Annotated in this window: 25 protein-coding genes; 7 read left to right on the top strand and 18 right to left on the bottom strand. The window is 41.4% G+C overall.

Features of this window, described 5'->3' with window-relative positions:
- Nucleotides 1-131 precede the first annotated feature (131 nt).
- The gene (locus tag L3Q70_RS00175; protein ID WP_193988081.1) at nt 132-323 is read right to left on the bottom strand and encodes a hypothetical protein; all 192 of its coding nucleotides are present in this window, start codon (nt 321-323) and stop codon (nt 132-134) included.
- Between the two features lie 78 nt (nt 324-401).
- On the opposite strand from L3Q70_RS00175, the gene L3Q70_RS00170 reads away from it, so the two are divergent.
- The gene (locus tag L3Q70_RS00170) at nt 402-935 is read left to right on the top strand and encodes a gamma carbonic anhydrase family protein (protein ID WP_237114658.1); all 534 of its coding nucleotides are present in this window, start codon (nt 402-404) and stop codon (nt 933-935) included.
- On the opposite strand, the gene L3Q70_RS00165 is transcribed toward L3Q70_RS00170, so the two are convergent.
- A complete protein-coding gene (locus L3Q70_RS00165; protein ID WP_193988079.1) occupies nt 932-1,186 on the bottom strand; it encodes a DUF1488 domain-containing protein in 255 nt (84 codons plus the stop codon). The genes L3Q70_RS00170 and L3Q70_RS00165 overlap by 4 nt on opposite strands.
- Nucleotides 1,183-2,007, bottom strand: a complete 825-nt coding sequence (gene aroE, locus L3Q70_RS00160; protein WP_193988078.1) for a shikimate dehydrogenase — start codon at nt 2,005-2,007, stop codon at nt 1,183-1,185. Before aroE ends, L3Q70_RS00165 begins: the two co-directional genes overlap by 4 nt.
- A 41-nt stretch (nt 2,008-2,048) precedes the next feature.
- Between aroE and L3Q70_RS00155 the strand changes: the two genes are divergently transcribed.
- On the top strand, nt 2,049-2,480 hold the full coding sequence (locus L3Q70_RS00155; RefSeq protein ID WP_062568430.1) for a group II truncated hemoglobin: 432 nt from the start codon (nt 2,049-2,051) through the stop codon (nt 2,478-2,480).
- Between the two features lie 76 nt (nt 2,481-2,556).
- Nucleotides 2,557-4,149, top strand: coding sequence for a methyl-accepting chemotaxis protein (locus L3Q70_RS00150; protein ID WP_062568431.1), 1,593 nt, complete (start codon nt 2,557-2,559; stop codon nt 4,147-4,149).
- A gap of 57 nt (nt 4,150-4,206) precedes the next feature.
- Here the strand turns inward: L3Q70_RS00150 and hemF are convergent, their stop codons facing one another.
- From hemF to L3Q70_RS00120, 6 genes are all read right to left on the bottom strand, one after another.
- A complete protein-coding gene (hemF, locus tag L3Q70_RS00145; protein WP_062568432.1) occupies nt 4,207-5,157 on the bottom strand; it encodes an oxygen-dependent coproporphyrinogen oxidase in 951 nt (316 codons plus the stop codon).
- Nucleotides 5,158-5,159: 2 nt separating this feature from the next.
- The gene (locus L3Q70_RS00140) at nt 5,160-5,726 is read right to left on the bottom strand and encodes an L-threonylcarbamoyladenylate synthase (protein ID WP_237114657.1); all 567 of its coding nucleotides are present in this window, start codon (nt 5,724-5,726) and stop codon (nt 5,160-5,162) included.
- Between the two features lie 34 nt (nt 5,727-5,760).
- Nucleotides 5,761-6,330, bottom strand: coding sequence for a type I DNA topoisomerase (locus L3Q70_RS00135; RefSeq protein ID WP_237114656.1), 570 nt, complete (start codon nt 6,328-6,330; stop codon nt 5,761-5,763).
- 71 nt (nt 6,331-6,401) lie between these two features.
- Nucleotides 6,402-6,875: a DUF494 family protein gene (locus L3Q70_RS00130; RefSeq protein ID WP_062568435.1), complete on the bottom strand. Its 474-nt coding sequence runs from the start codon at nt 6,873-6,875 to the stop codon at nt 6,402-6,404.
- Nucleotides 6,868-7,965, bottom strand: a complete 1,098-nt coding sequence (gene dprA / locus L3Q70_RS00125; protein ID WP_237114655.1) for a DNA-processing protein DprA — start codon at nt 7,963-7,965, stop codon at nt 6,868-6,870. The genes L3Q70_RS00130 and dprA overlap by 8 nt, the downstream gene beginning before the upstream one ends.
- A 30-nt stretch (nt 7,966-7,995) precedes the next feature.
- Nucleotides 7,996-9,114 carry a LysM peptidoglycan-binding domain-containing protein gene (locus tag L3Q70_RS00120; RefSeq protein WP_062568437.1) on the bottom strand — a complete coding sequence of 373 codons (1,119 nt, stop codon included), beginning with the start codon at nt 9,112-9,114 and terminating at the stop codon, nt 7,996-7,998.
- A 118-nt stretch (nt 9,115-9,232) separates the two neighbouring features.
- Between L3Q70_RS00120 and def the strand changes: the two genes are divergently transcribed.
- The 4 genes from def to trkA are packed head-to-tail and all read left to right on the top strand — an operon-like array spanning nt 9,233 to nt 13,384.
- On the top strand, nt 9,233-9,742 hold the full coding sequence (gene def, locus L3Q70_RS00115; protein ID WP_062568438.1) for a peptide deformylase: 510 nt from the start codon (nt 9,233-9,235) through the stop codon (nt 9,740-9,742).
- 20 nt (nt 9,743-9,762) lie between these two features.
- The gene (fmt, locus tag L3Q70_RS00110; protein WP_062568439.1) at nt 9,763-10,716 is read left to right on the top strand and encodes a methionyl-tRNA formyltransferase; all 954 of its coding nucleotides are present in this window, start codon (nt 9,763-9,765) and stop codon (nt 10,714-10,716) included.
- A complete protein-coding gene (rsmB, locus tag L3Q70_RS00105) occupies nt 10,709-11,995 on the top strand; it encodes a 16S rRNA (cytosine(967)-C(5))-methyltransferase RsmB (RefSeq protein WP_237114654.1) in 1,287 nt (428 codons plus the stop codon). The genes fmt and rsmB overlap by 8 nt, the downstream gene beginning before the upstream one ends.
- A gap of 12 nt (nt 11,996-12,007) precedes the next feature.
- Nucleotides 12,008-13,384 carry a Trk system potassium transporter TrkA gene (gene trkA / locus L3Q70_RS00100; protein ID WP_054563775.1) on the top strand — a complete coding sequence of 459 codons (1,377 nt, stop codon included), beginning with the start codon at nt 12,008-12,010 and terminating at the stop codon, nt 13,382-13,384.
- 72 nt (nt 13,385-13,456) lie between these two features.
- On the opposite strand, the gene L3Q70_RS00095 is transcribed toward trkA, so the two are convergent.
- The 9 genes from L3Q70_RS00095 to L3Q70_RS00055 form a co-directional block, all read right to left on the bottom strand.
- On the bottom strand, nt 13,457-13,675 hold the full coding sequence (locus tag L3Q70_RS00095) for an EF-hand domain-containing protein (protein WP_062568441.1): 219 nt from the start codon (nt 13,673-13,675) through the stop codon (nt 13,457-13,459).
- A gap of 81 nt (nt 13,676-13,756) precedes the next feature.
- Nucleotides 13,757-13,972, bottom strand: a complete 216-nt coding sequence (locus L3Q70_RS00090) for an EF-hand domain-containing protein (protein ID WP_062568442.1) — start codon at nt 13,970-13,972, stop codon at nt 13,757-13,759.
- Between the two features lie 148 nt (nt 13,973-14,120).
- Complete coding sequence (locus tag L3Q70_RS00085) at nt 14,121-14,333, bottom strand: EF-hand domain-containing protein (RefSeq protein ID WP_062568443.1); 213 nt, start codon at nt 14,331-14,333, stop codon at nt 14,121-14,123.
- A gap of 67 nt (nt 14,334-14,400) precedes the next feature.
- Nucleotides 14,401-14,613, bottom strand: a complete 213-nt coding sequence (locus tag L3Q70_RS00080) for a calmodulin (protein ID WP_237114653.1) — start codon at nt 14,611-14,613, stop codon at nt 14,401-14,403.
- A 482-nt stretch (nt 14,614-15,095) separates the two neighbouring features.
- Nucleotides 15,096-15,749, bottom strand: a complete 654-nt coding sequence (locus tag L3Q70_RS00075) for a flagellar brake protein (protein WP_062568446.1) — start codon at nt 15,747-15,749, stop codon at nt 15,096-15,098.
- 31 nt (nt 15,750-15,780) lie between these two features.
- Nucleotides 15,781-17,232 (bottom strand): TrkH family potassium uptake protein, encoded by a 1,452-nt coding sequence (locus L3Q70_RS00070; protein ID WP_062568447.1) that lies wholly within the window; start codon nt 17,230-17,232, stop codon nt 15,781-15,783.
- Between the two features lie 89 nt (nt 17,233-17,321).
- Nucleotides 17,322-17,945 (bottom strand): YigZ family protein, encoded by a 624-nt coding sequence (locus tag L3Q70_RS00065; RefSeq protein ID WP_062568448.1) that lies wholly within the window; start codon nt 17,943-17,945, stop codon nt 17,322-17,324.
- A gap of 56 nt (nt 17,946-18,001) precedes the next feature.
- The gene (gene pepQ, locus L3Q70_RS00060; RefSeq protein ID WP_062568449.1) at nt 18,002-19,324 is read right to left on the bottom strand and encodes a Xaa-Pro dipeptidase; all 1,323 of its coding nucleotides are present in this window, start codon (nt 19,322-19,324) and stop codon (nt 18,002-18,004) included.
- A gap of 88 nt (nt 19,325-19,412) precedes the next feature.
- Entirely contained in the window at nt 19,413-21,299 is a 1,887-nt protein-coding gene (locus tag L3Q70_RS00055) for a transglycosylase SLT domain-containing protein (RefSeq protein ID WP_062568450.1), read from the bottom strand.
- Nucleotides 21,300-21,344: the final 45 nt, after the last annotated feature.

Here is a 21,344-nt window from a genome sequence, read left to right as displayed (position 1 = left end):
GTACGAGTGCCCACACAGATGATTGCTTTATATTGTTAAAGAACGTTGCGACGTTGTCGCTAGGGATGCGTATAATACATCCTTAATTTTTTGAGTCAACACTTAATTTTAAACTTTCTTTTTAGACCGTTTTAAACCGAAGTTTTACTTAACTCTCTGCCACCTTGTTCAGCGTCTTTCGTTGCTGCCCGCCGTGTCAGTGGGGTCGCATTATAGGGAGATGGATTTTTTACGCAAGCACTTTTTTCAATAAAATTTAAAAAAAACTGCTGTTCGCTCAGCTTTTGAACTAAACACCCTAAAACTGGGTGTTTTGCAGTCAATTTAGGCCTGTTTTGGTGTATTTATTTGCTTCGCTGTTACACTAGACTGAGCACATTTTAAAATTAAAAGGTGAATTTATGACTATCCGTTCTTATAAAGGGATCACTCCGACATACGATAATAGTGTTTATATTGATGAGTCATCGGTTTTAGTCGGTGATATTTCGCTTGGTAAAGATTCAAGTGTATGGCCTCTTGTTGCTGCGCGAGGTGATGTTAACTATATACGTATTGGTGAACGTACGAACATTCAAGATGGCAGTGTTTTACATTTAACACGTGCCTCTAAGTCAAACCCCGATGGTTACCCTCTTATTATTGGCAATGATGTCACTGTGGGTCATAAAGTTATGCTACACGGCTGCCAACTTGGTAATCGTATACTTGTTGGGATGGGTGCAATTGTGATGGACAATGCTATTGTTGAAGATGATGTGATCATTGGTGGTGGTTCGCTGGTACCACCTAACAAGCGTTTAGAGTCTGGCTACCTCTATGTAGGTAGCCCTGTTAAGCAGGCTCGCCCTTTAACAGAGCAAGAGCGCGCCTTTTTAAAAATATCAGCAGATAATTATGTTCAGCTTAAAGATGAATACTTAGCAGAGGGCTAAAACACCTCGGTTAATTCAATTTGCCCTGCCGAGTTATACTGCTCATCTTCGATCAGTTGCTCGGCGAGCTCTTCATAATCGAAACGATAAGATTCAAAGTAATTAACCGCACTGCTTTGATCAGCAAAATCATACTTGCTGGTATCAATAACACACTCCACCATCAAGCCACTTACTTGAGCAAAGAACAGCAACTGCTTTTCTTCTGGCTTAAATTCGAATCGGTCGATAAATTGGATAGCTTGATTCACGCTACTTCTCCTGCTTTAAGCGCGGTAACAACGGGGATGATTTCTGGCATTTTATTGCGCCATACAAAATAAGCTTGTGCCGCTTGGCCAACCAGCATGCCACAACCATCGAGTGTTAAACATGTCGAGTTAATCGACTTAACCCAACTGATAAATGTCGTATCGTCATCCGCGTAAAACATATCGTAAGCACACTGACACTTAGCAACATACTCTTCTGCTATACCTGGCAAGTCGCCAGTAACACTGCTTGAGGTAGAGTTAATAACCACGTCATAGTTGTTTGCTGGGATATCAGTTAAAGCAAAGCCTTGCACATCTATTTCACCATTAAAATGACTCGCTAGTGCCTTTGCTTTTTCAGCGGTACGGTTGGCTATTGTTAAGCTTCCGATTTGCTCATTCAATAATGGCTGAATGACACCTCGCGCCGCCCCCCCCGCTCCAATAAGGAGTACTCGCTGCCCTTTTAAGGTGACATTATTGGCTACAAGATCTTTAACAAGCCCTACACCATCGGTGTTATCACCGAGTAAGCGGCCATCTTCGAGTTGTTTAATAGTATTTACGGCTCCAGCTATTTTCGCTTGCTCTGTTAGTTCATCGACCATAGCAAACGCCTGCTCTTTAAATGGCAAGGTGACATTAGCGCCTTTACCACCCGTAGCGAAAAACCCAGCGACAGTTTTTTCAAATGCATCTGTTGGTGCTAAAATGGCGTTGTATTGTATTTGCTCGTTTAATGATGCAGCAAATTGTGCGTGTATTGCGGGTGATTTCGAATGTTTGATTGGATTTCCAAAAACCGCGTATTTGTCCATAGTGAAGCAACCTCTTCGCCCTGTAGAGCTTTATTAATATTATGATTAAACGACTTTTTTCTAAATCGAAACCAACGCCTGAAACACCTACTCCAGAAAAAACACCTTACGAAATTATCGGCGGTGAAGCAGGCGCTCGCGCAATTGCAAATCGATTTTACGACATAATGGCCACAGATGAATACGCCAAACCATTATATGATATGCATCCTCAGCCTTTAGATAGAATTCGCCAAGTATTCTTTGAATTTTTATCGGGCTGGCTAGGCGGCCCTGACCTTTTCGTTGAAAAATATGGTCACCCAATGCTAAGAAAGCGTCACATGCCTTTCCCTATTGATCAAGACCTACGCGATCAATGGATGCATTGCATGAATAAAACGCTCGATATCGAAATTGATAACCCACTACTTCGCGAAGGGTTAAGACAATCTTTATCGCAACTCGCCAGTCATATGATCAATCAACATTAAGCTTGAGTTATATCAATGTATGCTTTTTCTAAATAAAGATAATACTCTTTCCTTAGTTTAGAAAAAGCGTCGTTGAATGAAATCTATCCAATTTAAAATTTATGCCTTGTTGGCACTGACAGGTGTCTTGGTATTATTTGCCAGCATATTTAGCAGCGCCCAGCAACAACACGAATTAGCGCAAGATACTGTTGAAAGCAACATAAAATTACTTGCCGATAATTACTTTGATTCTATTAACACCATGATGCTCACAGGCACCATGGCAAACCGTGAAATTCTTAGCAACAAGCTTAGAAGCCATCCAAATATCAAAGATGCACATATTATTCGCAGCCCCATTGTTAATAAAATTTATGGACCAGGCAATGCCAATCAAGTTGCCACAACCGATACCGAACAAGCGGCACTGGCAGGTACAGAAGCATTATATATAGATAACAACAGTACGATGACCTATCTTAAACCTATGTTTGCTAGCAGTGACTATAAAGGCACCAACTGTTTAGGATGCCATCAAGCGCAAGAAGGCGATGTGCTTGGGGTCGTTAAAATCAGTTATTCATTAGCCGATATTGAACATGAAGTATCACAAAATACGTTAATGAACACTTTACTGTTAGCAACTATATTCATAACTGCGTTCTCCTTATTAGCAGTCATGTTTAGAAAAGTATTTATTAAACGCTTGAAGATGATTAGCCATACGATGCACTTGGCAACCACAAACAAAGATTTGAGCCTTAAAGTTAATGATGATAATAACGATGAACTTAGCTCACTCGCCACCAGCTTTAATCACATGATTGGTGCGTTTAAAGATAATATTGCCCAAGTATCACACTCATCAAAAGTGTTAATCCATTCAGCGGAGAGTATATACACTTCAGCAGATGCCACTGAGCAAGCCATAATACAACAAAAGCAAGGTACTGACTCCGTTGCAGCCGCAATAAATGAACTTGAAAGTTCATCAAGTGAAGTTAAAAATACAACGCATTTTGCATCTGAAAAATCAGAACACAGTAATCAACTTGCACAGCAAAGCTTGCAAGTTGCAGAGCATACCGAACATAGCATTAACCAACTTGCTACAGATGTCCGTGCAGCCGCAGATCAAGTCTCTGAACTTCAGGCGCAAACTTTAGAAGTCGGTAAAGTATTAGAAGTGATCAGTAGTATTGCCGAGCAAACTAACTTACTTGCACTCAATGCTGCTATTGAAGCTGCGCGAGCAGGCGAAGCCGGTCGTGGTTTTGCAGTAGTAGCAGATGAAGTTAGAACGCTTGCGAATAGAACCCATGACTCCACGGATGAAATTCGCCGAACAATAGATAAGCTACAGAGCGAAGCGGCACAAACAGTTAGCACTATGAATAATTCATGTGAAGAAGCTGATGAACGTGCTGTACAAGTTAAGCAAGTTGCTAAAGCCTTGCGTGATATTTCTTTGCAAATGAGTGAAATAAATCAACTCAATGTACAAATAGCCGATGCCACCGAGCAACAAAATCTTGCCGCAGAAGAAATAAATAGGAGTGTGGTCGCTATCAGTGATAACGCAGAGCATTCGTTGGTTGATGCTCATGAAAATCAAAAAGTCAGTGAGGAGCTCTTATCATTAGCACGCTCTTTAGATGAGCAAGTTAGACGCTTTAAATTTAACTAGATAAAATACTTGAACGTGCAGGTTGTCACCTTTATATAAAGTGACAACCTAAGCACTTTAAAGCTGCCATTCACGCGCAACTAACTCAGATTCCTCTGTATTTAGCCATTCTTGCGGTCTTAAGTAATATTGATAAAGCTTTGCTTCAGGGCTATTTTCAACAGGGGTATAACTATACTCCCAACGAGCGAGTGGCGGCATAGACATTAAAATCGATTCTGTCCGTCCACCAGTTTGTAGACCAAATAAAGTACCACGATCCCACACTAGGTTAAATTCAACGTAGCGGCCACGGCGGTAAAGCTGAAAATCTCGTTGCTGCTCTGTAATTGGCGTATTTTTACGACGCTCAATTATAGGTAAGTAAGCATCTAAAAAGCCATTTCCAACAGCTTGCATAAAAGCAAAACTCTGCGCAAAACCGAGCTCGTTTAAATCATCAAAGAATAAACCACCTACCCCACGTGTTTCGCTGCGGTGCTTTAAATAAAAATACTCATCACACCATGTTTTATACTTATCGTACACATCTTCACCAAATGGCTGACATAAGTCACTTGCTACTTGATGCCAATGCTGTACATCTTCGAACACCGGATAAAAAGGTGTTAAATCAAAACCACCTCCGAACCACCAAATTGGCTCCTCGCCTTCTTTTTCAGCAATAAAGAAACGCACGTTAGCGTGGCTAGTTGGAATGTGTGGATTATTAGGATGGATCACCAATGATACACCGCAAGCATGAAAACTACGACCAGCTAGCTCTGGACGATGCGCGGTTGCAGAGGCTGGCATTGAAGCGCCAAACACATGCGAGTAATTTACCCCGCCCTGCTCAATGATATTGCCACCTTGAATAACGCGAGTACGACCACCACCGCCTTCAGCTCGTTGCCAATTATCTTCAACAAACTTTGCTTTACCGTCAGTATTCTCAAGGCCCGCACAAATTGTGTCTTGTAAAGCCATTAAATAGGTTTTTACTTGTTCGAGTAGCTCGCTTTGCATGGTTATCCTCTGAAAACTTTTCCGGTCATTGCGTCTTTAATTACACTGGGGTTCACGTTCCCACCAAGCGGCTCATCAACATAAAAATCGACGCTATCAGCAAATTCGCTTTTTGCTTGCGTGATACTCATTACTGTTGGTTGGCCAGTTAAATTTGCACTTGTTGAAACCAGTGGTTTGCCGAATTGCTGGCACAGTTTTTTTACCGTTGGATGGTTCGTTACACGCACAGCAATAGTATCAAACTGACCCGTTAACCATTTTGGTGTCTGCTTTGCGGCTGGCATTACCCATGTAATCGCCCCTGGCCACTGCGAGAAGATATCTGCCCGTTTATCCATTGGGATTTTAGCATCATCAACATACTTTAATAACTGACCATAGTTATCAGCAATTAAGATTAAGCCTTTTTCAATTGGCCGCTGCTTAATTGCTAAAAGCTTTTCTACAGCTGCTTGGTTATCAGGATCACAACCAAGACCAAATACAGCTTCAGTTGGATAAACAATCACACCGCCTTGGTTTAAGGCTTCAATAGGATTAGCTGGTTGAGCAACAGGATCGGACAAGAATATCTCCTAACTATAATAGGGAACGAATATGTTAAGACTTTGCAAGCTTATGCATACAGGCTTTTTGTGGGCATTGTAACACAACGCCCGATGCAGTTTTTTTCTCTGTCATTATAGGCCAATCACAAGCAGGGCATGTCTTAGACACAGGTTTGTTATTAAGGGTATATTTGCAACGAGGATAACAGTCGCATGAGTAGAATGTTTTACCAAATTTATTGCTACGGGAAACCAACTGGCCTTTTTTGCATTTTGGGCAGCTAGGAAGCACCTCTGTATTACTAGGCTCTTCATCATGCGCAATATAATGGCAATCAGGATACCCTGTGCAACCAATAAACATGCCATAGCGGCCATTTTTAATCACCAATGGCTTGCCACACTCAGGGCATGCACTGTCTTCGAGTACTTTAATTTGCTGACTATCATGATGAGCCAAAGGACGAATAAAATCACACTTAGGGTAGCCTGCACAGCCTAAAAAAGGCCCTGACTTTGAATTTCGCATGACCAATTCAGAACCACATTTAGGGCAAACCTCATATTCTTTCTCTAATGCGTGTTTATCTGCAGAAAAAAGAGAATGATCGATTTTACTCATAAGGTTCCTGTTAGGCTGGCTAATTTTCGCCTAATATACCCAAACTCAACAAAGATACAAGCAAAGTCGAACTAATGAAGCACATCAGCGGGCTCATCAAAGATCAAATCTTCCATTTGTGCATATGCTTGCTCAGATCCTGGCACATTAAACAGCACCATTAACACCACCCATTTTAAGTCCTCAAGTAAAATAAACGGTTTATCAAGCGCGCATAATCTATCTATTACCATTTCACGCGTAATGCTATTTATGACGCCTATTTGCTCAATAAACATTAAAAAGCCGCGGCACTCCGTGCAAAGCATTTGGCATTCACTGTCGGTATAAATACGCATAGCATGTTGCGGCTGCGCGTTTAGGTACGGATACACGTCACTTTGCTGCAAGTCAGCCAATTGCTCAAGCCAGTCAAGTGCTTTATAAATTTCAGGTTTATTAAACCCTGCTCGAACCAACTCATCAGTAAGCTCGTTTTCTTCAGTAAAAATTTCAGCTTCACTATGGATATAGTTTTCAAAAAGATACATGAGGATGTCAAACATATTTATGTCCTCCAAGTCTTATATAGCCATCTAGCACTCGCTCTACTTTATCTGCGAGCTCTAGGTCAAGTAACCGAGCTTGTACTTCATCAACAGGTAACTGAGTGCGTTGAGTAATAACATCGACACTTGTTACCTCAAATCCTATACTTTGAAACACGGGGCAGTCGTGTTCTTCGATGATAGGCTCTTCTGTTATATATAGACTGTTTTCACAAAAAAAGCTCACTTCATCAAGAATATCACTTATATTTTCGACTAATTTAGCACCTTGCTTTATCAAAAAGTGGCTAGCTTCTGAAAGCGGGTTTTTAATTGAGCCGGGTACTGCAAAAACGTCCTTATTTTGCTCAAGTGCATAACGTACCGTGACTAAAGAGCCGCTTTTTATTTGTGCTTCGACAATTAAAACACCAAGTGAAAGACCTGATATTATTCTATTTCTACGGGGGAAGTTCGCTGCATTAGCAGCCGTACCAGGCAAGAACTCCGATATAAGCAATCCGCGTTCTGCTACCTGCTTTGTCAATAGTTTATGACGCTTAGGGTAAGCAATATCTAACCCTGTACCAAGCACAGCAATGGTTTTTCCAGAACTAGCCAGAGCCCCTTTGTGTGCCGCACCATCAATGCCAAGTGCCATACCAGAAGTAACTGTGATGCCAGCACAACTTAATTGATGCGCAAATTCAGCCGCGATCTCGAGCCCTGTAGGAGTTGCATGTCGGCTGCCAACAATCGCAACTTGTGGTGAAGTTAAAAGCTCAATATTCCCCATACAAAATAGTAATAAAGGTGCACTGGCAATTTCCTTTAACTGTGCGGGATAGTGATCATCAAAGTAACAAATGGTGGTTATTTGGTAAGCATGAATAAGTTCTTCGTAGTAAGCGACTTTTTGCCAATCGGTATTAGCGAGATTATCAGCTTGGTTTTTTGTTAAACCTAAATTCTGCAGCTGTGTACTTGTAAACGAAAAAAGCTCACTTAAGACGTGGTTTTGGGCCAATGCTATAAGGCTTTTAATTCCCAGCCCTTTACATAAATAAAAGGCAAGCCAATGAGATAGCTTGCCTGAAATCTGTTCCATGCTCCCTCCTTAGAGCATCCTGAGTGTGGGTTAGTTTATGACAGCATAGTCACCAACTCGAATAGGATGCTGATTTTTCACAATCAATGCATAGCTCACGTTATCGTATACCTTAAACACCATGAGTTCGCCTACTTTCTCTTTAGGCATGTGCCATACCTTGCTATCTTTGTCTGCTTCCACACCAAAATACTCATTAGTATCCGTGATTAGCTTCTCAAGACTCGTTGAGTCTTCACGATAACGAGGGCCACTTCGACCATCAAACACCTCTGGAGATTGACGTTCAATATCAAGTACAAAACCAGGCTTGACCTGTTCTGCACCTAAATTTAAAACAACAATATCCATGGTGCTAAATTCTCGCAGCTCATTTGCTGACGCGATAATTGTACCGTTAAGCTCACCTTCTGGACGTTTCATATTGAAATAGGCTGGTAACATTTGTCCGTCCATTGCAGGCATTAAGAAATCATTCGGTTTAATTTCTTGTTTTACCATCTCAATCTTAACGGACGCTGGTACACCATGTTCAACATCACCACTTCTAAAGGCACGTACAATTGCAACTAATTCAGCTTTATTGGCTAACACTTCATTTGTATTAGGGTCTACTAACTCATTTCCTTTACGATAAACGCCATATGCTTCATTTAAATTTAAATTACCTTTCACATAAAGAATATGACCCATGGTATTCATTTTTGTATTCACACTGGCACCTAAAATATATGGCTTATCTGCCATAACCTGATGACCGATTGCTTGCTCGTAGGTCAAATATGGGCGCAGCAGTTCAAGGGGTAATGTGGGTACAGCCTGTTTACCTTTAGGTGTAATACGCCCTTCTGGAGAGAGTTTTTTATACCGGCTATTTTTAACTAAACGCGGTTTTCCATCTTGATCATAAATTAAAGTAAGCGCATCACCTGGGTATATCAAATGAGGATTGGCTATTTGAGGATTCATTTGCCATAACTCTGGCCATTGCCATGGATGATTAAGATATATGCCTGATATATCCCAAAGCGTGTCCCCTTTTTTTACAACATATTGTTTTGGAGCATCTTTTTTTATTGTTAACACATCAGCTGCTGCTGAAAATGCACAGCTAATGGCTAATAAAGCCGCAACTAACGGATATTTCATTTGGCTTCCTAGTGTTGTTTTTAGATTATTATCAACCAAAACCTGTTAAAGGTGAACACGAATGGCTAAAATAAAAGCATACAATACCCTAAATGAATCACAAGTGTAAAAGGTAACTATGGCTAGGTTAGATGTTTTAAGATTTCCGGATGAGCGTTTACGTACAATCGCGAAAGAAGTACCAGAAGTAAACGATGATGTTCGTCAAATCGTCAAAGACATGCTGGAAACTATGTATGACGAGAACGGTATCGGCTTAGCAGCAACGCAAGTAGATATCCACCAGCGAATTGTGGTGATCGATGTCTCAGAAGAGCGCGACCAACCGCTAGTACTAATCAACCCAGAAATCACCAAGAAAGATGGCTCAACGGTGAGTGAAGAAGGTTGTTTATCTGTGCCTTATTCTTATGCGAAAGTTGACCGTGCAGAAACAGTGACTGTTAAAGCACTGAATGAAAATGGTGAGGAATTCAGCCTAGACGCTGACGAGCTTTTAGCGATTTGTATTCAGCATGAGCTTGATCACCTAAAAGGCACTCTATTTATTGATTATTTATCGCCTCTAAAGCGCCAACGTATCCGTAAGAAGCTTGAGAAAGAAGCGAAGCTGGCAGCTAAATCATAAATCAATCAATAGGAATACCTGTGACACAACCATTACGTATTATTTTTGCTGGTACGCCGGATTTTGCTGCGCGCCACTTACAAGCCTTAATAGACTCCGAGCATGATATTGTTGGTGTTTATAGCCAACCAGATCGCCCTGCAGGCCGTGGCAAAAAGCTTAAAGCCAGTGAAGTAAAAGAACTCGCACTTGCTCACGATTTACCCGTATTTCAACCGCAGTCATTAAAATCTGATGAAGCACTTGCAGAGCTTACCAGCCTGAACGCAGATATTATGATTGTGGTGGCATACGGCTTACTGCTTCCAAAAGCGATTTTAGATGCACCGCGCTTAGGCTGCTTAAACGTGCATGGCTCTATTTTACCGCGCTGGCGTGGTGCTGCACCGATTCAACGCGCGATTTGGGCTGGCGACAGTGAAACTGGTGTAACAATAATGCAAATGGACGAGGGCTTAGATACCGGCGATATGCTGCACATCAGCCGCTGCCCTATTGATAACACAGAAACCAGTAGTTCTTTATACGATAAACTGGCTGCACTTGGACCTGATGCTCTGATCAGTACCATAAATCGTCTCGCAGCAGGTGAAATCACCCCAGAAAAGCAAGATGACGCACTAGCAAATTACGCCAAGAAGCTATCAAAAGACGAAGCTAATATTGATTGGTCAATGGATGCTGTGCAAATTGAGCGTAATATCCGTGCCTTTAATCCATGGCCTGTTTGCTTTACTGAAATGGCAGGACAAACGGTAAAAATTTGGCAAGCAGACGTTGTATCGCAAACTGCACAAGCAGGTAAAATCATTGCTGCTGATAAGCAAGGTATTACCGTTGCCTGCGGGCAAGATGCACTTAAAATCACCCTTCTTCAACCACAAGGTAAAAAACCAATGGCTGTCAGTGACTTTTTAAATGGTCGCAGTGATTGGGTAGAGCCTGGTTCAGTATTAGGTCAAAGCAATGAGTAATGTAAGAGCACTGGCTGCTGAAACTCTCTACAACGTGGTCGATAAAGGCGCGTCGCTTAATCAAGAACTGCCTTTTGCAAGCCAAGGTTTATCACCGAAAGATAAAGCCCTACTGCAACAAATTTGCTATGGTGTGCTGCGCTATTTACCTAGTTTAGAGAATTATTGCCAGCAACTTTTAGATCAACCGCTAAAAGGCAAGCGCCGTATTTTCCAGTTTTTGTTGTATGTGGGTATTTACCAACTCCAACATATGCGTGTACCGCCTCATGCGGCAATCAGCGAAACAGTTAATGCGCTTCAACAAATGCGTGCACTGGGTTTAAAAGGCCTGATTAACGCTATTTTACGTAGTTTCCAACGTGAACAAGCTGAGCTTGAAGAAAAAGCGCAGCAAATTCCGGTTTGCAAATTTAACCACCCTGGTTGGTTTATCAAACAAGTTACTGCAGCTTACCCTGATAGCTGGCAAGAAATCCTAGAAGCGAATCAGCTACAAGCTCCTATGTGGTTACGGGTCAACCAAGCGCAATACAGCACTCAAGAATACAGCGAGATGCTTAAAGCGAATGATATTGAGCATACCCTTAATGCTGACTTTCCTGATGGTATTAAACTAGCTAAACCGTGTGATGTATACGCATTACCAGAATTTGATACCGGTGCCTGTTCTGTACAAGATGCCGCTGCACAATTAGCTGCACGCTTTTTAGAGCCACAAAATGATGATGTCATTTTAGATGCGTGTGCTGCACCTGGTGGTAAAACGTGCCATATTCTAGAGCTTGCCGATGCCGATGTATTAGCACTTGATAGCGACAGCGAACGCCTAGAACGTGTTAAACAAAACTTAGTGCGTATTGGTTTAGCTGCCGATCTACAATGTGCCGATGCTTCACAACCGCATATCTGGTGGGATGAGCAGCAATTCGACCGTATCTTGCTTGATGTACCTTGTTCCGCTACCGGCGTTATTCGTCGTCACCCTGATATTAAATGGTTACGTCGTGCATCTGATATTGAAGATCTGGCTAATTTACAAGGCGATATCCTAAATAGCATCTGGCCTCTACTTAAGCCAGGTGGTACGTTAGTTTATGCGACCTGCTCTGTATTACCGCAAGAGAACCAGCAACAAGTTGCTAAGTTCCTTGCCAATAATCAAAGTGCTGAACACATACCTCTGCATGAAAACGATACGCCTGCGTTACCTGGCCTACAATTACTGCCTGGTGAAAGTGACGGTTTCTATTATGCAAAGCTAGTTAAAAAACACTAATAAGAACACGCTATGAAAATAATCATACTCGGTGCCGGACAAGTTGGTGGCACATTGGCAGAAAACCTCGTAGGTGAGCAAAATGAGATCACCGTTGTTGATATCGACGGTAACCGTTTGCGAGAGCTACAAGATAAGTACGACTTACAAGGTGTTACTGGCCACAGTGCGCATCCCGATGTATTGCGCCGTGCAGGTGCAGAAGACGCCGATATGATTATTGCCGTAACCAGTTCTGATGAAGTGAACATGGTTGCTTGCCAAGTTGCTTATAGTATTTTTAACACGCCAACCAAAATTGCCCGTATTCGCTCAGAGCAATACTTAAAGTACCGTGAAAAGTTATTCCATAACGATGACTTACCTGTTGACCACTACATTGCTCCAGAAGCACTCGTTACTAAGTATATTCGTCGCTTAATCGACTACCCGGGTGCTTTACAGGTATTACAATTTGCCGATGGCATGTTATCGCTGGTTGCGGTGAAAGCCTATTACGGTGGTTTGCTGGTGGGTTATGCGCTTTCAGCCTTGAAAGAACACATCCCGAATGTCGAAACCCGTGTCGCGGCTATTTACCGTCAAGGTAAAGCGATTAAACCGCTTGGCACCACGGTTATCGAAGCGGACGATGAAGTGTTCTTTATCGCTGCAACAAAGCATATTCGCGCAGTCATGAATGAGCTTCAAAAACTCGAACGTTCATACAAAAAAATCATGATTGCCGGTGGTGGTAATATCGGTGCGGGCCTTGCGCGCTCACTTGAGAAAAACCACAGCGTTAAGCTGCTTGAGCGCAATAAAGAGCGCGCAGCCCAGCTATCTGAAATGCTTGATAATACAGTAGTATTTTGTGGCGATGCCTCTGATCAAGAGCTGTTATCTGAAGAACATATTGAGCAAGTGGATGTATTCATCGCGGTGACTAACGACGATGAAGCAAACATTATGTCTGCGATGCTGGCAAAACGTATGGGCGCACAAAAAACCATGGTGCTTATTCAACGTGGTGCTTATGTTGACTTAGTACAGGGCGGTGAAATTGATATTGCTATTTCACCTCAGCAAGCCACTATCTCGGCGCTGCTAACACACGTTCGCCGTGGTGACATCGTTAATGTTTATTCGTTACGTAAGGGCGCAGCAGAAGCCATTGAGGCTGTCGCTCACGGTGATGAGCATACTTCTAAAGTGGTTGGCCGAGCAATTGCTGATATCAAACTACCCGCAGGCACAACCATTGGTGCAATTGTGCGTAACGATGACGTACTGATTGCCCATGACGATACGGTGATTCAATCGGGAGATCATGTGATTATGTTCTTAATCGATAAGAAACATATTACGGTTGTTGAAAAGCTATTCCAAGTAAGCGCTATATTCCTTTGACTTTTGGCATAAAAAAAGCAGCAAATCTTAATGATTTAGCTGCTTTACGACTCTTGAAGTGAAAAAACTTAACTATTGAATCTGTGCAAATTCTTCTTTAGAAAGCTCACCATTGCCATCTGTATCTAGCTCTGGGAATAGTTTCTCTAGTTGCACATTTGCTGATGCTTCTTCTTTACTGATAACACCATCACTGTTAGTGTCAAACGTTGAGAAGCTTACACCTTGTGCAAATGCCGCTGATGAAGTTGCTAGCGCTAAAATTGCAAGTGTTGTATTGATCTGTTTCATAATAATTACCTTCATTTTTTAAGAGTGAAATCCGTTTCTGAGATCCCTGTTTAATGGAAACTGGTTAATTGCGAGTTTGTTTTACTCTGCTTCTGAAAATTCGGCTTCAGTTAGTACGCCATCGCCGTCTACATCAAGGGTTTTAAATTGCGCCATGATGTTAGCATCGACAGATGCTTCGCTTTGACTGATAACACCATCTCCGTCTACATCTAATGTATCGAAATCTGTGCCTGCAAATGCTGCTGACGAAGAGGCTAATGCGATAAGTGCTAGTGCTTTGTTAACTGTTTTCATAATCATAATCCTTCAATATCTACTCAAAAAAGTGTTAGCTGATCACACTCTCCTTGCTATCCTTTATCATGGATTCCCTTATCCATTTAGGTTGTCTTTGGCAACTCAGAACTAATCAGCTAAATTAATGGGTTTACTAAATACATCATTAAGCTTTAGAGAACTCTTCTTTTGATAACTCACCGTTACCGTCTGTATCAAGTTCTGTGAAAATACTCATTAACTCTGCATCAACTGATGCTTCGCTTTGGCTGATGGCACCGTTTCCATCCACATCTAATGTGTCAAAATCGCTCATTGCAAATGCTGCAGATGAAGATACAAGTGCGACTAGTGCTAATGTTTTATTTACTGTGTTCATAATGTTATTCCTTCAAAGTGTGTTGTCTTGTGTAGAAAATCCTTTTCAGAGCTTCCCTACTGTAAAATTATGCTTTTGCGAATTCTTCTTCAGAAAGTTCGCCGTTACCGTCTGTGTCTAATTCTTTAAACTGACTCATTAAAGTTGCATCAACTGACGCTTCACTTTGGCTAATTGCACCATCGTCGTTAACATCAAGTGTTTCGAAATCTGTCGCTGCAAATGCTGCTGAAGAAGATACTAGAGCTAAAAGTGCAAATGTTTTGTTTAATGTTTTCATAATCACTATTCCTTCAATGTTTAGTCTTAACTGTGTTAGAGGTGTGAAACTTCTAATCACTTTTCTCTGTGTTCGCTAAGACTATTTCAACTTCGATGCCAAAGTTTAAAATCCCTTAATTTTCATTAAGTTAAAGCGAATTTGGTGATTTTACGTGGGAAATGAGCTAATTTTCTGTTGCTTTTTAGCAACACACATAAAGCTTAAAAAATTATTTCTTTATTAATCATGAAGTTAAAAAACATAAAACAGAGACATTGAGTGAAATTAGCTACCTAAACACTAAAAATGTTCGAACGTGAGTCTAAACCTTGTATGAACGGTGAAAATAATTAAAATAAATAAAAATATTTTTTAAATTTAACTAGCTGATTTATTTGAACTTTTAATAATTTACGAAAATTTTTTTAGTTTATTTTCAATAAAAGTATAAAAAACAACCGCTTTGTTGCAAAACGGCGGATCAGGGAAAGTGAATGGCTTCAATCAAGTACTGAAAAGTCTATCAGGTGCTCTTTCATGAATGACTTCATTTGTTCTTCACCTGTATTTAACTGAAGTCCTAGTTGGTAGCTAGACGCATTTTTACGAACACTGCACACCTTTCCAGCAAATTCATGCTTATTGAGTACAAGGTTACAGCTCTGTTCTTTTAAAAAGCTGAGATCGACATCACTTTTAATATCAAACTGTACGCCTGTAAGGGAGATATCCTTAATGAGTCCTTGGTATTTCTGCTCATCGGTGTTTAAACAAGCACTGAAGAGTGTTGGAATACGGGTTTCACTGCGAAGACTGAATAACTGAACGTGTTTCGGAAAGTCTAAAAATATTAAACGATACGGGTGTGAAGCGACGGCCTTAATTTGTTGGCGAAATGCAATCACCTGCCCACCGCCACTTTCGAGCACTGCGCGCACAATGACCATCACACCTTCTTTGATCAACTCGCCACTATTAATTAATCGCCTTGCTGAGGGGTAATTAAGAATAATATGTTGTTCGTTGAGTAAACCTATAAACTCCGTTTTAACTCGCTTACTATCTATCGGAGTGATTATCTCAACATCAACAATACTACCCGCAGGTATATAAGCGAGCTTATCTAAATTACGCTGTAGCTGTGTCTTTGCCATTCATTAAGTCCTTTTAAATATAAACGGCTCACTAGCCACGCCAGAATGTTGGAGTGAACAATACCAGTAAGGTAAATATTTCAAGACGACCAAATACCATTGCGATGGTCAATAACCACTTAGCAGTATCGGATATCGCCCCATAATGGGCGGCAACTTCACCCAAGCCAGGACCTAAATTATTTAGACACGCTGCGGTTGCTGAAAACGCACTAATGTTATCCATACCTGTGCCCATTAGTGCCAACATGATAATCACAAACACTAAAGCATAGGCTGAGAAGAATCCCCAGACAGCTTCTACCACTTTATCTGGAAGTGCTTTGCGGCCTAGTTTAATTGAATAAATTGCACGCGGATGTACAAGACGATTAAGCTCACGAATACCTTGTAAGTAAAGTAAGAACACACGCACAACTTTCATTCCACCACCGGTAGACCCTGCACAACCACCAATAAAGCTTGAGAATATTAATAAAATAGGCAAAAACAATGGCCATGCAGAAAAGTTATCGGTAGCGAAACCTGCGGTAGTACTCATTGACACGGCTTGAAACATAGCTTGATCTAATGTTTCGTCACCATCTGCATAAATGTTATTAGATGACAGCACAGTAAAGCAGACAATCACTAGAGCGAGCTGAATAAGTAAGAACACTTTAAATTCAGGGTCACGTAAATAAACACGAATACTGCGCGAGGATACCGCCGCATAGTGCAGCGAGAAATTTATTGCTGCAATAAGTAAAAACACCACACATATAAAGTTAATCAGTGGACTATCAAACTGCCCCATAGACGCATCGTAAGTAGAGAAACCACCAATAGCAATCGTTGAGAAGGCATGACAAATAGCATCAAACCAGTCCATTCCCGCTCCCCAATAGGCAAGCGTACATGCGATAGTCAGTGACACATAAATGTACCATAGGTGTTTGGCGGTATCGGCAATGCGGGGCGTCATTTTTGAATCTTTAACTGGGCCAGGAGTTTCGGCACGATACAGCTGCATACCACCCACCCCAAGCATGGGTAACACAGCAACAGCAAGTACGATGATCCCCATACCACCAAGCCACTGTAGTTGTTGGCGATAAAAAAGCACTGATTTTGGTAGGTACTCAATCCCAGTTAACACGGTTGCCCCTGTCGTTGTAAGGCCTGAAAATGCCTCAAACACAGAGTCAGCTAACGACAAACTTGGCTCTTGTAAAAAAACTAAAGGCACAGCCGCAAAGCTGCCAAGTACCAACCAGAACAACACCACAATTAAAAAGCCTTCGCGCGCTTTTAAATCGCCCCGCTCATGGCGGTTTGGATAATACGCTGCTAAACCAATCACAACACTAAAAATAAACGCAAGAACGAACGGCACACCACCACCATCTTTATAGATTAAAGATACCAGTGCTGGCGGCACCATGGTGATACTAAATAAAGCCACCAGCTGGCCTAGAATTTTTATTATGGTACGAAATTGCATCTGTGCGTATCGCTTTTTAAATATCTGATTTAGCTATTAGAGTTTATTGTCTTACAGGCTTAACTGTAAGTAAACGCTGTATGTTTATTTCATGGTGTATCTTTTTTAACGGCGAACTCAACGGCACCATGTGTTAACTCATGTATCTCTTTGATTGCCAGCTCTACTTGACGACTATCTATTTGGATTTTCCAAGCAATATTTTCAGCAAACTGTTTTTCTATATTCAATACTTGATATTGGCTTTTCAATAACTGCTCTATAGCTCCCTGAGCACTGTAATCACTGTAGCCGACTAACTCAACGCTCGGTACTTTGGTGATTGTTTTGAGCTCACGCATGGCATTGTTTAAACTCCCGCCATAAGCACGCACGAGTCCACCGGTACCCAGCTTAATACCGCCAAAATAACGCGTTACAACAGCGGTGATCTCACCAATTCCAGACCCCGCCAGCACATTAAGCATTGGTTTTCCTGCGGTGCCATTAGGTTCTCCATCATCTGAAAAGCCATATACATGGCTACCACCTGGGTTTCCTGCAACATGTGCCCAACAGTTGTGACGCGCATCACTGTATTTATTTTGGATCTCTTTGATGAATGCTTTTGCTGACTCTAAGTTAGGAGTATGGGCAATATGCACAATAAATGTACTTTTTTTAATTTCTTCTTGGTAAAAAACAGGCTCTGCCGGATATTGATATTCAGACATATTCTTCTATCTAAAAAAATGGGGCCATTTGGCCCCTCTTGTTAATCTTGTTTTTATTAGTCTAGATGTAGATCACGGGTCATGTTTTCTAGGCTATCATCATGAACGATAATATTATCTTCAATACGGATGCCGCCGAATGGTTTAAGCGCTTCAACTTTTTCCCAGTTAATAAACTGTTTATTATCGGTTTGCGCAAGGTCACCCAGTAACGATTCAATAAAATATAAACCAGGTTCAATAGTAAAGACTTGGTTCTTTTCGATTAAACGCGTGCAACGTAAGAACGGGTGCCCTTCAGGTGGTGCTTGATGTGCACCTTTATCATCCGCCATAAAGCCACCCATATCATGAACTTGTAAACCTAGGTGATGGCCAAGACCATGCGGGAAGAAGGTTGATGTTATACCGCGCTCAACAATTTCAGCCGCCGATAGCTTCACAATATTAAAGTCGCTCAACACCTGCGCTACACGCTGATGACAGTCCAAATGCAATTCGCCATATAACATACCTGGTTTTAATGCTTTACCTAAAGCAATTTGATGCTCCGTCATGACCTTAATTAAGTCGCTAAACTCACCCGACTGATTAAAATCATAAGTACGCGTGATATCAGCTGCGTAGCCGTTAAAATTTGCACCAGCGTCAATTAGGAATGAGCGATGTGTCTCTGGCGCTTTAGGCTCAAAGTGCGTGTAATGTAAGATTGCACAGTTTTCATTAAGCGCAACAATATTACCGTATGGCATTTCATTTTCACTTTGACGCGTCGCCATTAAGTAAGCCTGTTGAATATCAAATTCAGAGCCACCTGCAAAGAAAGCATCACGTGCCGCTTTATGACCATCGACGGCAATACGGTTAGCTTGACGCAAACACTCAAGCTCGTATTGTGTTTTATATGCACGATGAAAGTGCAAATAGTTCATAACTGGCTCTGGGTTCATAATACTAAAGCCCAGTGCTTGCGCTACGTCTAAATATTCACCAATATAGGCAAATTTTGCCTTATCGTAAGGAAGCAGTTTTTCTACCTGATCTGGCTGTACTAATAATTCAATATCAAAATACTCAGCCCAAAAATCACGAGGCTCATCAGGTACTTTATGCCAAAAATCAACTGGGCGATAAAATATCAGCTTTGGCTTAGATGCACCGTCTACAACTATCCAACAATGAGGGTTATCAATTACAGGTAACCAAGCTTTGAATTGCGGGTTAACCTTAAACGGGTAGTACATATCATCTAAAAACTGGCGCTTTGCCTGACCAGAGTGAATAACAAGGCCTTCTAAACCTTCACGCTCTGTAATTGTACGCGTGCGCTGTTGCAAGGTTGCAATATGTTCGGCATATAACACCGCTAATTTATCCATAGTAAACCCATATAAGTAAATTCGACTTAGTCGCAGTCTATCATAGTCGACCTTAACGCCCAACACAGGGTATTAAGGTCAATTAGTATCAGCCGCCCATTTTCATATCTAAAATTGGTGCAAGCACATTACCATCTCGCCCTAAGCGCGTATGGTAAACTTGCCTGTAAGCAAATACATTCTTCACGTAGTTACGTGTTTCAGTATAAGGTATAAGCTCAATCCATAACTCCGCAGGCATTGCTTGTTCAGGGATCCAACGTTTAATTCGATGATAACCTGCATTATAAGAAGCGGTGGCTAATATTTCGTTGCCGCGATTTTTCTTTTTTAAATACTTTAAGTATTCACTCCCTAAACGAATGTTCGTTTTAGGGTGAAACAACTTTCTACGCGAAACAGTACTTCTATTAATGTATTTAGCGGTGCTCGGTAATAGTTGCATTAAACCATAGGCATTGGCATGAGAGCGGGCGTCAGGCGCAAATGAGCTTTCACGACGTGAAATTGCAATACTCCATGCCATGTCTATATGATTACGGTTACTATAGCTCTCAAATACATCTTTAAACGCAAATGGGAAACGCAAATCAACATAATCCCATTCTTTAATTTGTGCCAAGGTATAAATAGTGCTGTCATACCAATCAAGCTCAGCAGCAAGCATTGATGCCGCGAGCTTTTCTTCTTTGGTTGATGTACCTGTTAAGTAATTCCACTCCCTGCGAGCTGACGTGTAGCGCTCAAGCTCATAAAGTGCACGCGCACGCTTAAAGCCTGGTGCATTTGCGACTTCTAGTTGGAGCTTATCAGAAATTTGCAACTGTTGATTATTTAAACTAACCGGAATACCTAATCGAGCAGATGCTAAAAAGCCGTAATAATCGCGCTCTTTGGCAACTTTTTGCCAAAGAGTGCGGGCATCTTCAACTTCGCCACGCTGATTTAAGCTATATGCTAACCAATATTGCTGACCTAGGCTTAGGTTTTCTTTACCAGTAAAAAACGCCACGATACCAGACCAATCTTGCAGTTCGAGCATATTAGCAAGCTGCCACTGCATTAACTTCGTTGTTTGACGCTCTTTAGGCACCTTATTTAACCAAAAGCGAGCTTGTTTATGCCCGCTTGAGGCAAGCGATAGTGCAAAGTTGTAGTACACATCCGCTTTTTGTTCTTCCGTGTAAACAAACATTTTTTCAAGCTTTTCCCATGCTCGAAGCGCTAACTCTTTATCACGCCAAACTAAGCGTTTCACCCCGTATAATGCTATTTGCCCTTCTTTGGCTGTCTTTTTCTTGAAGCGATATAAACCAGCCGAAGCACTCGGGTCTTTGCGTACTTTTAAATATAAATCAGCCAAGTACTGCTCATCTTTAGGGAGTAATGACTTTAGGTAAGGCAATAAGCTTGACGTACCCCCTTCTGCAGCGAGAGAAACTCGTTGCCAAATGCGTTCTTGTGTTTGATAACCTTCTTTTTTCCAAAGTGAAAAAAGTGTGTCGCATTCTTTTGGTTGAGAATGCCCTACCACCCATAAATCACTAACTTGATTCATTATTGCTTCTTTAGGCGCACCTAAGTCCAATTGAAAGCTTAAATAAGGACAAGTCAATTCGTTATTACTGGTCTCTCTGTAATTACGAATATAAGCGGCTTTTTTATTGTTCTGTTTTAAGTAGTTAAGCCATGCTTTACGCACAGGCCACTCTAATGGCGTATTACGATAAACATTAAGATAGTTTTCTATTTCTGTTTGATGCTTCAAACTTGGGTTTCGTTGCCAATAGGCTTTTTCGACGTAAGGCTTTAGCGGGTGGTCTAATCCATTGGCCGCCTCTTTCATATCGTCATAATCACCGTATCGCGCCTTTTTTTCTGCTTTTAAAAAAGCGTCATGTTTGTCGTTGGCTTCAGCTGCAAAAAAAGGAAAAAGTAATGCGGCAGCTGTCCAACCAAGGAGTTGTTTTTTCATGATGACCTTTAACAAAAATTAAAGAATTAATAACAAAAAACTTCT

This window comes from Pseudoalteromonas sp. CF6-2, from assembly GCF_021729425.1.
Taxonomy (GTDB): Bacteria; Pseudomonadota; Gammaproteobacteria; order Enterobacterales; family Alteromonadaceae; genus Pseudoalteromonas; species Pseudoalteromonas arabiensis.
This window is presented reverse-complemented; position numbering and strand designations above follow the sequence as displayed.